Source organism: Arthrobacter sp. ISL-85, assembly GCF_018613675.1.
GTDB lineage: Bacteria > Actinomycetota > Actinomycetes > Actinomycetales > Micrococcaceae > Arthrobacter.
The window spans coordinates 33,888-46,493 of record NZ_JAGGPQ010000011.1 but is presented as its reverse complement, the minus strand read 5'-3'; the positions used below and the strand labels follow the sequence as shown (position 1 = coordinate 46,493).

The 12,606-nt window shown below is 67.2% G+C and carries 7 protein-coding genes; 1 reads left to right on the top strand and 6 read right to left on the bottom strand.

Going from position 1 to position 12,606, the window contains the following annotated elements:
- Nucleotides 1–3 precede the first annotated feature (3 nt).
- The 3 genes from J7I84_RS08310 to nudC are packed head-to-tail and all read right to left on the bottom strand — an operon-like array spanning nucleotide 4 to nucleotide 3,864.
- Complete coding sequence (locus tag J7I84_RS08310; RefSeq protein WP_214943269.1) at nucleotides 4–654, bottom strand: M48 family metallopeptidase; 651 nt, start codon at nucleotides 652–654, stop codon at nucleotides 4–6.
- On the bottom strand, nucleotides 651–2,786 hold the full coding sequence (locus tag J7I84_RS08305; protein ID WP_214943266.1) for an ATP-dependent DNA helicase UvrD2: 2,136 nt from the start codon (nucleotides 2,784–2,786) through the stop codon (nucleotides 651–653). Before J7I84_RS08305 ends, J7I84_RS08310 begins: the two co-directional genes overlap by 4 nt.
- Before the next feature lie 55 nt (nucleotides 2,787–2,841).
- The gene (nudC, locus tag J7I84_RS08300; protein ID WP_214943262.1) at nucleotides 2,842–3,864 is read right to left on the bottom strand and encodes an NAD(+) diphosphatase; all 1,023 of its coding nucleotides are present in this window, start codon (nucleotides 3,862–3,864) and stop codon (nucleotides 2,842–2,844) included.
- Between the two features lie 141 nt (nucleotides 3,865–4,005).
- On the opposite strand from nudC, the gene J7I84_RS08295 reads away from it, so the two are divergent.
- Complete coding sequence (locus J7I84_RS08295) at nucleotides 4,006–5,274, top strand: macrolide 2'-phosphotransferase (RefSeq protein WP_214943259.1); 1,269 nt, start codon at nucleotides 4,006–4,008, stop codon at nucleotides 5,272–5,274.
- A gap of 47 nt (nucleotides 5,275–5,321) precedes the next feature.
- Here J7I84_RS08295 and J7I84_RS08290 read toward each other — a convergent pair whose 3' ends face one another.
- From J7I84_RS08290 to J7I84_RS08280, 3 genes are read right to left on the bottom strand one after another with little or no spacing between them, the layout of a single operon-like run.
- The gene (locus J7I84_RS08290; RefSeq protein WP_214943257.1) at nucleotides 5,322–8,831 is read right to left on the bottom strand and encodes an ATP-dependent DNA helicase; all 3,510 of its coding nucleotides are present in this window, start codon (nucleotides 8,829–8,831) and stop codon (nucleotides 5,322–5,324) included.
- Complete coding sequence (locus J7I84_RS08285) at nucleotides 8,828–12,160, bottom strand: ATP-dependent DNA helicase (RefSeq protein ID WP_214943254.1); 3,333 nt, start codon at nucleotides 12,158–12,160, stop codon at nucleotides 8,828–8,830. Before J7I84_RS08285 ends, J7I84_RS08290 begins: the two co-directional genes overlap by 4 nt.
- Entirely contained in the window at nucleotides 12,157–12,573 is a 417-nt protein-coding gene (locus tag J7I84_RS08280) for an MGMT family protein (protein WP_214943250.1), read from the bottom strand. The genes J7I84_RS08285 and J7I84_RS08280 overlap by 4 nt, the downstream gene beginning before the upstream one ends.
- Nucleotides 12,574–12,606: the final 33 nt, after the last annotated feature.

Here is a 12,606-nt window from a genome sequence, read left to right as displayed (position 1 = left end):
GAGTTAGTCGGCGTCTTCGGACCAGGGGCCCGGCGCTTGGCCGCCGCCGTCCCCGCTGCCGGCCGCACCGTCCTTGTCCAGGCCCCGGGACGTGGCAAACGAAACCCCCTCGAGGAATGCCTTGGCCCGCTGGGTTTCAGGGTACGCCTCCAGCAACTTCCAGAACGCGGCATTGTGCGAAGCCACCAGGAGGTGGGCCAGTTCGTGCAGCAGGACATAATCGATGACCCACTGCGGCATCGGCCGCAGCTTGTCCGAGAGCCGAATTGTTCCGTCGGCCGGGGTAGCTGAGCCCCACCGGGAGTTCTGGTTGCTGACCCAGCGCACGGATGTTGGCACTGGCCGGCCGCCGAGGTATTGCGCCGACAGCTGCGCGGCATGGGCTGCAAGGGCGTCGTCACTTGCCGGCCGCCGCCGGCCGGCTGCAGCCCGCCGCTCCCCCTGCTTATGCAGCTTGGCCAGCATGCGGTGCACCCACTCCCGCTCCTGCGCCGCGGTGAAGCGGGCCGGAATGGCAATCACCGCCGTTCCGTCTTCCCAGAACGCCGCCACGGTCCGTGTGCGCCTCGCAGAGCGGCGCACCTCCACGGGAGCACCCTGGGATGTGGTCAGTAACGCGGGCTGATTGGGCCCGGCACCGGGACTGCGCCTCACAGGACGGAGCTTTCAACAAGGACCCGGAGGACGTCTTCCCCGTACTTTTCAAGCTTGGACGGGCCGACGCCAGCGAGGCCGGCGAGCTCCTCCAGCGACGCGGGCCTCGCCTCGGCAATGGCAGTGAGGGTGGCATCGGTGAAGACGACGAACGCGGGGACATCCGCGGACTGCGCCACCTCGCGGCGCCAATCACGCAGGGCGTCAAAGGTCTGTTCCTCGTACGTGGGGGGACACGCATTGCAGCGGCCCACCTTGCGTTCTGCCCCGGTGGCCAGCATGGTGCCGCAGACCCTGCACACGGCCGGCGCGGCAGCTTTCCGGCGTGGAGCGGCTCCCTTTCCCCGGGCATTTGAGCTTGCCACCGAATCAGGCCGCAGCCCGTCCAGGAACCGGGACGGCTTCCGGTTGGCGCGGCCCCCGGGAGTCCTCGCGGTGCTCCACGAGAGGAAGAGATGTTCGCGGGCGCGGGTGATGCCCACGTACAGCAGGCGGCGTTCCTCATCCACGGATTCGGGTGAATCCGCGAAGGAGATGGGCACCAGGCCTTCACTGAGCCCCACCAGGAAAACCGCGTCCCACTCCAGGCCCTTGGCCGCGTGGAGGGAGGCGAGCGTGACGCCCTGGACGGTAGGGGCATGCTGGGCGAGGGAACGTTCCTGGAGTTCGTTGACAAAATCCGCCAGGCCGAACTGTGGGCCGCGGTTCCGTGCGAGTTCGTCGGCCAGTGCCACCAGCGCCGCGAGGGACTCCCACCGTTCGCGCAGGGCTCCGCCGCTGTGCGGAGCGGAATCCGTGTAGCCGAGGGAGGAGACGATGTCCCGGACCAGCTGGCCCAGCGGTTCTGGAGCATCTGCTTCAGAAACAGCCCTGGTGGCTGCGCGCAGCTGGAGGATGGCGTCCCGGACCTCCTTGCGGGCGAAGAAGCGCTCGCCGCCCCGCAGCTGGTAGCCGATTCCCGCCGCAGCCAGCGCCTGTTCGTAGGCCTCCGACTGGCCGTTGGTGCGGAAAAGGACGGCTACTTCGCTGGCCGGGGTCCCGGCGTCGAGCAGTGCCTTGATCTTCTGCGCCACCGTGGCGGCTTCGGCTTCGTCATCCGTGCATTCGGTGAATTGGGGCACCGGCCCGGCCGGGCGCTGCGCCACGAGCTGAAGGGGGGCTGCCCAGGCGGCATCGGCCGTCGGACCGCCACTTCGGCGGCCGGCCAGCAGGTCATTGGCCAGTTTCACTACCTGGGGGGTGGAACGGTAGTCCCGCACGAGCTTGACCACATTGGCCTGCGGATAACGGGTCTTGAAGTCCAGCAGGTGCCTGGGCGAGGCGCCGGTAAAGGAGTAGATGGTCTGGCTGGCGTCCCCCACCACGCAAAGTTCGTCGCGCCCGCCGAGCCAGAGCTCCAGGAGCCGCTGCTGCAGGGGGGATACGTCCTGGTACTCGTCCACCACGAAGTGCCGGTACTGTTCGCGGACCGTGGCAGCCACCTTCTCGTCCTCCTGCAGGATGCCCACCGTGATCAGCAGGACGTCCTCAAAGTCGATCACGTTGCGGTCCGTCTTGACGTCCTCGTAGGACTGGAAGACGCGGGCTACCGCCGTAAGGTCGAACCCGCCGGGGGCGCCCCGCCCCTGCGCGTTTTCCAGGTAATTCGCGGGGGTGAGCATGGACACCTTGGCCCATTCGATTTCCGAGGCGAGATCGCGGATGGAGGCCCGGTCCGTGCTGAGCCTAAGCCGCCGGGCGGCTTCTGCAAGCAGCTGGGCCTTGTGGTCCAGCAGGTTGGGCAGCGTACCGCCCACCGCCTGCGGCCAAAAGAACTGCAACTGGCGCAATGCTGCGGCGTGGAAGGTCCGGGCCTGCACGTTTCCGGCACCGAGGTCGCGCAGGCGGCTGCGCATCTCCGCCGCCGCCCGCGCGGTAAAAGTTACCGCCAGCAGGCGTTGCGGGCTGTAGACCCCGGAGTGAACGCCGTAGGCAATGCGGTGGGTGATGGCGCGGGTCTTCCCGGTTCCCGCGCCGGCGAGCACGCATAACGGGCCGCTCAGCGTACTGGCCACCTCACGCTGTTCTGCGTCAAGCCCCCCGAGGATACGGTCCTCAAGGGAGGCTGCTCCGTCAATATCTTCTGTAGTCACTTCTGCTGCTTTGTTTCTCGACTACCGCGTTCTGGAGTCTGGTGGATGGAACAACTTAGGCGCCGGCCCTGTCATGGATCCGGCCGCCGTACCAGTGCTCAATCAGGGAGCGCGCAATGGAGAGCCTGCTGGAAATGGTGATCTCACCACTGAGCACCGCTTCCTGGAGTTCCTCGCGGCTGAACCAGCGCGCCCTGGTGACCTCCACGCCGTCGGGCGTTGCCTGGGTGTCCTCGGTGACGGCGGTAAAACCAAGCATAAGGGAGGCCGGGAATGGCCACGACTGGGAGCCCAGATACTGGCAGGCTGCGACCCGCACGCCAACCTCTTCCTGGATCTCGCGGACCACGGCTTCCTCCAGGGACTCCCCGGGCTCCACAAACCCGGCCAGGGTGGAGTAGTTCCGGGCATCCAGGGGGCCGCCGCCCCCAAGGAGCAGCCGGCCGTCCGGGCCTACCACCGTGACAATGATTGCGGGGTCGGTCCGGGGATAGTGTTCGGAATTGTCTGCCGGGCACCGGCGTACCCAGCCGCCGGCTTCAACGTCGGTGGGTGTGCCGCAGCGGGGGCAGTGGGTGTGGGCTGCATGCCAGTTGGCGATGGCGCTGGCTTCCACGAACAAGGCAGTGGAGGTGGCCGTCAGGTCCGCTGCGACCTCCCTGAACCCAGCCCACGAAGCATCCGCGGGTATACCGGCGGTGCCGGGTTCCGGAGGTGCGGGAAGGACGAAAAGCAGCATTTCGGTCCCGGCCGGAACGTCCGCAGCAGGCAGGGCTGATCCCAGGTACACCACCAGTTCCGGGGGTGATCCTGCCTCTGTCAGCTGTGCCAGGAGTTCCCGGGCGCCGGTCATGACCAGGTTGCTGCCCCGCACCAGGCCCTGGCGCCTTGACAGTACTGCAGCCACCGCGTCAGTTCCGGCCAACAGATCATCGATCATGCCGGGCCTGATGCGGGCGGTTGATCCGCGGTCCACCAGTGCCGGCCTCACCGGGAGGAGGGTGTCCACCAGATGGTTTGCCGGCAGCCGCGCGGGCACAGCCTGGTGGACGGGTGTGGCAGACTCGGTGTGGCTCATGCTTCCACCGTACTGACTGCTGCCGACATTTCACATTTCGCCCAACCACTGTGGTGCTGGGCGCCCCGCGATTTCCAGCTATCTGAAGACTCGCCGCGGCCAGACCGCCGTCTGGGACGGCACGCAATCTACCGTGGAACGGTGAGAAGAAAACCGATTGAACTGGCGGCGATTGCAACCGCGGCAGTCCCCGGACTGACCCCGACAGCTGTTAGCTCTGCGCCGGATGACCCCGCGGACTTCGACTCGGCCCTGCTCCTCGATTCCGAAGGCAAGCGTTGGCGGGTGCGGTCGCCGCGGCACGCGGAAGCCAGCGCGCGGCTGGAAACCGAGTTCCTGGTGCTGCGCGCCTTCGCTCCCGCTGTACGGGCAGAACTGCCGTTCCTGATGCCCACCGTGGCCGGCAGCGTCCGGCTGGGAAGCCTGACCACCTTCGTGTACTCACACCTGTCCGGCAGCACGCGCAGTGTGGAGGAACTGACATCCGGGCCGGCCAGCCTGGCACGCGAAATCGGTTCCGCACTGGCAGCGGTCCACGACCTCCCCCGGTCCTTGGTCAGCAACGCCGACCTGCCCAGCTACACCCCCAATGAGTTCCGCCAACGGCGGCTGAACGAACTGGACCAGGCAGCAACCACGGGCAGGATTCCTGCCGCACTGCTGCGCCGCTGGGAACACGCCATGGAGGACGTATCCCTGTGGCGGTTCAACCCCTGCGTGGTCCACGGCGACCTGCACGAGGACAACCTGCTGGTGGAGTCGGGACGGGTAACCGCAGTAACCGGCTGGACGGACCTGCGCATCGGCGACCCCGCAGACGATTTTGCCTGGCTGGTGGCCTCCAATGAGCAGGAGTTCATTGATGCCGTGCTGGAGTCCTACACTTCCAGCCGGCGGGATGTCCCGGACCAGCACCTCCTCCGCCGGGCCGCACTGTCCGCCGAGTTCGCCCTGGCGCAGTACATGGTCAAGGGTCTGGCGGCCGGTGACCAGGAAATGGTCGGCGAGGCGGAGGGAATGCTGGAGAGCCTGGCCAGCGATATTGCCGAATTCGGCGGGCAACCGATCAGCGTTGAGCCGCTTCCGGCCAAGGGCAGCCCCGCCGGGCCGGAAACTGCCGCTCCCGCCCCCGCCGGAACTTCCGGGGCAGCCCCGGCATCGGCGGGCGGCAGTTCTGCGGTGAGCCCTGCAGTGACCGTCATTCCGGTCCCCGCCGTACCGGCAGCAGATGCCGCACCGGCTGTTCCGGGAACGGAAGTCCATTCACAGCCCGCCGTACACGTCACCCCCATTCCGGTGGAACAGCCTGCTGCGGAAGTTGAGGCCGCGGAGGTGCAGGTCCACCAAACCAAGGGCCCGGACGATACGTCCACAGCCGCCATCTCGATCGTCAACGCCAAGCGGGGCTGAGCCGGACAGGCGCCACCCCGCTGGTGGGCATCGTTTAGGGGCAGCCCTCAAGGCCGGGCAAGCGCGTCGGTAACGATTCCTTCCAGCTCGGCTGCCGACCCGAGATCGTGCGGCCGCACCACGGCGTTATCAGCCACGTAGAAGAATGCGGCCCGCACGTCCTCCAACGGAACATTCTTGAGGCGCGCCCATGCCAGCCGGTACACTGCCAACTGGATCGAACGGGTCTTCAGCTGCCCGGTGGATGGCCGGCGGCCGGTTTTCCAGTCCACCAGGTCCCAGCTGCCGTCAGCCTCCTGGAACACGGCATCCACCCGGCCGCGCACCACCACCTCCCCCACCCTGGTTTCCACGGGAACCTCAACGAAGGCTGGGGACCTGTCAGCCCAGGGGGAAGCCTTGAACGTGGCTACCATCTCATCCAGGTCGTAGGCGGCATCGATGTGATCGTCCGAACCCGGTGCCTCGCCGAGGTCCAGCATGCCGGCCCTTCCGAAATATTCCTCCACCCAGGCGTGGAACGCCGTGCCCTTCCGCGCCGACATACCGGGTTCGCGCGGCACAGGGCGGCGCAGCCGGCCCAGCACCGCTTGGGGGTCGTCTCCGAGGTCCACGAGGGTGGAAGCCGAGATATGGGTGGGCAGGTGCACGTCCTGGCCGCCTGACCTTCTTGCCCTGCGCTCCAGCAGCAGCGCAGCTTCGCGCGCCCAGCCGGCCGCTGGCCCTGTCAGGCCAGGCAGCGGACTGCTTACCTGGCCGGCAGTGTGTAGCTGCCCAGTGCCCCCAGCCCGCACCAATGGACCGTCACCGGTGCCCAGGATCCCGAGCACCCGCTGCGCCGCCGCCTCCATGGCTGTCCTGCGCCCAGGGGCCAGGCGCAGTCGCTGACCGGTGCGAGGGTCCACGGGTCCTTCAAGGGGATCGTACGGCCAGCGGGCTTCTTCCGTTTCACGCGTCAGTGGGCTCTGGAGGGGCAGTGCCCCCTCCTCCAGAGACAGCGGATGAACCAGAGCGTTTGCACGGGGTCCGCCGTCAGCCTGTTGCCTCAAGGCGTCCAGTTCCGCGAGGAACGGGGACATTTCCGCCCGTCCGGCCCGTGATCCCACCCACGCAGCGCTGGACACCCACAGGACGTGTTTGGCCCTGGTATAGGCAACGTAAGCCAGCCGCCGTTCCTCCGCCTCGCTGTGGGCCTGGACGCCGGCCTTGTATTCCTTCTCGGAATCCAGCCAGCCTTTCTGGTCGGGCTGGTCCAGGTCCCACTGGGGCAGATCTGCTCGGTCCCCGCGAAGGGGCCACGGCAGTGCTGCAGAGCCGCTGCTCCAGCGGGAGTCGCGGTCGCTGGGGAAAGCCCCCGCATTCATGCCTGGGACAAATACCACGTCCCACTCGAGGCCCTTGGAAGCATGCACCGTCAACAGCTGCACGGCTTCCCGGTTTACGTCGCTGGCCGGCGCCTCCAAACCGTTTTCTTCCGCCGACGCAGCCTCAAGCCAGGACAGGAAAGCGAGGATGTCGACCCGCTGCGAGGTGCGGAGGAAGCCTGCGGCCGCATCCTGGAAGGCGTCGAGGTTGCGGCGGGCCTGGTGGATGCTGATCCCGGGGCGGGCTGCCACTTCGATATCCAGCAGCATGGCCCTTTCCACCTCGCCCAGGAGCGTGGTGAGGTCATCACCGAGGTAGCCCCGCAGTTGCCGCAGCTCGGCTGACAGCCTGGCCAGCCTGCTCCGCGCACCCGCGCTGAGGGTGCGGCCATTCGACGATGTCCACCCCTCCCGGGGCAGGAAATCAAGGGCCTCCACGAGGCTGGCCCCGTCGGTCAGGTCGCCCTCGGGGACGGGGCCATCCGCTTCATCGCTGTCAATGTCCCGGACGTCGGCCCTGGACCCTTGTGCAGCCTTCTCCCGGCTCCGTTCAAGCTGCCTGGACCAGTCGCGCAGGGCCATGAGGTCGGCAGGCCCTATCCGCCATCGCGTTCCTGCGACAAGTCGCATGAGCGCATCAGACCGGCCGGGATCTGCAAGGACGCGCAGGGTGGCCACCAGATCCACTATCTCCGGGGTGTCCAGAAGCCCACCGAGGCCCACTATTTCGTAGGGTATCCCCCGGGCCTCAAACTGCCGCCGGACGGGCTCCATCTGTGCGCGCCTGCGGCACAGGACGGCCAGCGCCGGCGGCTCCGCTGTACCGTCAGGCTTCAGCTCAAAGTCCGTCACCCGGTACCTCAGGACGTCGTCGGCCAAGGCTGCAGCTTCCTCCACGTCGCTGGCGAAACGCCCCAGCACCACGGTCCCGTCCACCGCATGGGGACTCGGCTGCAGCGGAGGAACCTCGGCAGCAGCTGTCCTGTTCCCGGCAGGTCCATTGTGAGCTGCCGTCCGGCCCAGGGATTGCGACATGACGTTGGCCGCTGCGAGGATCGATCGGCCATTCCGCCATGCCGTGGTCAGATAGGAAGTTGGGGCCGGCGCCCAGCCCGCCCCTTCCTCCGGTGCATCGATCCGAACGGGAAACTCGCGAACGAAGTGGAACAACTGGCCTGCCGAAGCGCCCCGAAAACCGTAGATTGACTGGTTGGGGTCGCCGACCGCTGTCACGGCATGGCCGCCCCCGAAAAGGCGCGAAAAAAGCACCAGCTGGGCAAACGACGTGTCCTGGAACTCGTCGAGCAGAACCACCTTGTACCGCTGGCGCTCCATCTGGGCCGCCAACGGGACGTCCTGCGCCACCTTGGCAGCGAGGGCCACCAGGTCCCCGAAGTCGAGTGCCCCGCGGGCTCGTTTAGCGGCGGCGTAGCGGCCCACCATGTCGGCGACGCTTGCCCTGGTCCGCAGCATCCCGCCGAGGTCCAGGGCTGCCTTTGGCCTGTTCTTCTTCTTGTCTGCCAGGTATGGCAGGGATTCAAACTCGGAGAGACGCGCCATGAGCCACCCTTCGACGTCTTCAGGTTCCTGAAGGTGTTCGGCGCATTCTCCAGCCAACTGTATGACGGCCTTCACCAGGGTGGACTTGGCGGCACGGAAGTGGTGGTATTCGCCGTCGTAGGCTTCAACCACCTCGCTGGCGAGCTGCCAGGCCTGCGCACCGCCGAGCAGGACCACATCCCGCTCCACGCCAAGCCGCAGCCCGTAGTCGGAGACGATGCCGCTGGCGAACGAGTGGTACGTGGACACTTTGGGTTCCAAAGCGTCATTGCTGAGCAGTCCTGCTGGGAACAGCTCCTGTCCGCTGTCCTTTGCGGCAAGGCGCTGCAGCGCCAGGAGCTTTGACCGGATGCGGGTGGCGAGTTCGCCCGCAGCCTTGCGGGTGAAGGTCACGCCCAGGACTTCCTCAGGGGTGACCCATCCGTTGGCAACGAGCCATACCACCCGGTCCGCCATGGTGGCGGTCTTTCCCGAGCCTGCGCCGGCAATAACCAGCCGAGGCGCCAAGGGGGATGCGATGATGGCGGATTGCTCGGGCGTGGGCGTGTTCTTCTCGCCAAGCAGCACGGACAGTTCTTCGGGGCTGAAGCGCACGGCCGGGGCGGCTTCCGCCCCAGGCAGTGCCACGCTCATTCGGTCACCTGCCGTCCACGCACGCAGAGCGGGCACACCTCGGGGAGCCTGCACCCATGGCCGCCATGGCTGCCCTTGGCTGGATCGTGCCGCGCAATGAATTCGCTGCCACCCATCACGGCGGCTGCCTCCATGACCATGTCCAATGCCCAGTTCTCCTGCGGGTCGAGTGGTTCCTGCTGTTGGATGGCTGGGTTTATTGCCCCGGTTCCGAGTTGCGCCAGCACAGCGCCGCCGGGCAGGCCCTGCCCGCCGCGGGAGCCGACGTCGAACCCGCCGGCCAGCACTGCTGCCTGGTACGAACCAAGCTGCGGATGGCGGGACAGTTCGTCCTTGCCTGGCTGCCTTTTTCCGGTCTTGAGGTCAACCACCACCAGCCGGCCTTCGCCGTCGATTTCCAACCGGTCCACCTGGCCGCGGAGTACCGCCTCCCGCGGCGAGGCTTCGTCCACCGCCACCTGCCCAAGCGCCACTTCGAAGTCCTGCTCAACGCCCAGCAGGCTGCGGCCTTCACTTCTCATGACGAGTACATAGTGGGCCAGCTTCCGCACCATCGTTTCAGCGCGCTGGAAGTCCAGCCGGCCCTCCCAATTGTCCTTCATGCCGAGGGCGGGCCAGCGCCGCACCAGTTCAGCAACGTACTCGGACCCGGAGGCGTCCGGCATGTCCTGGGCGATCGCATGCACCAAGGTGCCCAGGCTCCGGGCGAAGTCGGTGGCAGGTTCCCCTCCTGCTGCCTGGACGAACCAGTCCAACGGCGACTTTTGAACTGTTTCGACCTTTGACGGCGACACGGACACTGTTCCCCCCGGCGGCACCACCGCTTCGGAGGAGGTCAGCGGGGCCAGTCCCCACCAGCTGTCGGGGTGTGCTCCGGCCACGGCAGGTTCCGCCACGGCGAGATGCGCCAGGACCCTGGCAGCTTCTGCTGCCTGCGGCGTCCCGCCGTCAAGCTGGGCATGTTGGCGGAGCTCGGCGACTAAAGCGCGCAGCGTCATGGGCCGTTCCACCTGGGTGAAAGCCCGGCCCTCCGCTTCCGGTCCCAGGGGTGCAACAAAGTCGAGGAACGAGGACGGCTGCTCGTCTTCGGACGAGACCGCGGTACAGACCAGCAGTTCCCGCGCCCTGGACACCGCCGTGGAAAAGCTGCGGAGTTCGTCATAGCGGATGTCCCGCAACCGGCTCAGCGGGTCACGCTGGAGGGCATATTCGGGACCGTGTTCGACGGCATCCGCATACAGGGTGCTGCCGAGCAGTTCACCGCGGAGCCTCGTATTGGGCCACACCCCCTCCTGCAGCCCGGCGATGATCACCACCGGCCACTCCCGGCCTGCCGCACTGGCCGGCGTCATCAGCTCCACAGCATCATCAAGCTGGGCACGGGCGGCAAGGGTGTCCATGGGAAGCTCCTGGTTCAGGAGATACTCCAGGAACTGTTCAGGGCCGGCGCCGGGCATCTGGTCCACGTAGCGTTCCGCCGTATGGAAAAGCGCCATCATGGCGTCAAGGTCGCGGTCAGCCCGGGCTCCCTGCGGTCCTCCCGCCAAGGCTGCCTCGGTCCAGGCCGGGGACAGCCCCGTTGAGTCCCAGAGGGCCCACAGCACCGTCTCGGCATTGGCACCCGGCAGTCCGGCTGCCTCCCGCCCCGCACGGATCATCCGGGCCGTGCGCCTGGCGGCGCGGCCTTCGATCCCCAACGTGCCAAGCGCGCCCGGCTCCAGCAGGGCCTGGACCAAAAGCGCATCACTGGCGCGGCCCCCGCCGCCCAGGAGTTCTTCCCGCCGCAACGATTGCCGCAGCCTGCGCAGCTCAATGGAGGTGGCACCTCCGATCCGGGAGGTGAGAAGGGACACCGCAGCCTCGGGGGTCAAAAGCTCCGGATCCAGCGCGATGGCGTAAGCATCGAGGAGCGGACGGACAGCCACCTCGTCCCGGACCGCGGATTCAGCCACGGGCACCCGCACGGGAATGCCCTGTCCGGACAAATAGCGTTGCAACTCGCTGACCTGGCCGCCGTTGCGCACGATGACTGCGATGTCCGCCAGGTCGCGGTTGTGGTTTATGTGCTGGTCCAGGATCCGCTGGGCAACATACCGGAGCTCGTGAACTGGAGTAGGGACCAGATGGGCCTCAACGCTGCCGGGCTTATCGTCCTGTCCGGGCTGTGTGAGGCGGCGTGCCAGTTGCCCGCCTGCCCGCTGTGAGATGCGGCCCGCGACGTTCAGCCACGCCTCTGCCACAGCCGGCGCCATGCCATGGGCATGCCACAGCGGACGCTCGAGGACAGGTGCCTGGGCTGACAACAGCAGGGGCAGTTCAGCCACCAAATCCGGCCGGGCTCCCCGGAACCCCTGGACCACGGTGTCCGGCGACGACGTTACGTAGCAGTCTTTTCCCGCGGCGATGTCCGCCAGTAACTCGAAAATGGCCGGGTTCGCTTCCTGGATATCGTCCACCAGGACAACCTGCAGCCTCGCGCGTTCGGCCGCGAGGAACTCCGGCACATCCTGGAAGATCTGCCGTGCAGCCGTGATGATCCCGGCGGGGTCGAAAGCTTCGGGCATCCGCAGGTCAAGGACGTCCCGGTATTCCGCGTAGAGGCCTGCTGCGGCTTTCCAGTCCGGCCGGCCGCAGGAATCCGCCAGCTGCGCGAGGTCCTCCGCCGTGCGGCCCGATTCAATGATGCGGTCAAAGAGTTGCCGCACCTCCTGGCGGAAGCCCCTGGTCTCCAGGGCGCCATCAAGATCGGACGGCCATGGCAGTTCCAGTCCGGGCAGCCGGTGGCCCTCGAGGAGCTCCTTGATGATGAGGTCCTGCTCCGGGCCTGACAGCAGGCGGGGTGGCCTGGACAGCGGCATGGCGCCTTCAGCCTTGGCACGGCGGATCAGGTCGAATGCGTAGGAGGCCCACGTCCTGGCCGGAGTGGTGCTGAGGCTCCTGTCCAGGCGGGCAGTGAAACGGTCCCGCAGGAAATCGGCAGCCAGACGGGTGGGCGCAAGAATCAGCATGTGTTCGGGGTCGACACCGTCGCGGAAGACCCGCTGGACAGCGGCCTCGACGAGGACGGTGGTCTTTCCCGTGCCCGGCGCACCGGGAACCAGGACTGGTCCGGAGCCTTGGGAGACGTCAACCGCTGCCTGCTGGTCCGGTGTAAGCCGGAGTGGTTCCGCGTGCACCCGCCGTGGCGGCAGCAACCGAAGGGCGGGGGTGACCGGCCGGGCGCTGCCGTCCGGGTTTCCCGGGCCAGTGGTGGAAGCCGGTTTTCGGCCCGCCTCCGGTTCCTGCCGGTGCGGGTCCCGGGGGCTGGTCAAAGGAATTGTTACGGTCACACAATCATTCCATCATCAGGCACCGACAAGCTGTGGAGCCGACGCTCCAATTCCTCGGCGACTGTGTCAATACTTTCAAAATCCTCGTCCGTGGGTGCCCAGCGGGCGGCAGCCAGATCAACCCGCCACCGCCCGTCCCCGGTCCGGATATACGAACCGTAGTCACCAACCAGCGGAGTGCCTTCCTCAAGGTAAAGGAGCAGGGCCTCGGCTTCGTGTCCCGGAGGCGCGTGGCCGCTGGCTTTCAGGACGCGCCACCAGGGGACGTCGCCTCCGTAGTGGCTCATGACGGAACCGACTTGCCGCGGGCCGCCCGATCCCAGGAGCTCCGCGACGTCCCCATACGATACGGCCGCCCCTGCCGGCACCAGCCTCACGACAGCCAGGACCGCCTGGACGTACTCATTCCGCATTGATCCAATCTAGCCGCAGTGGCGTTCCACCGA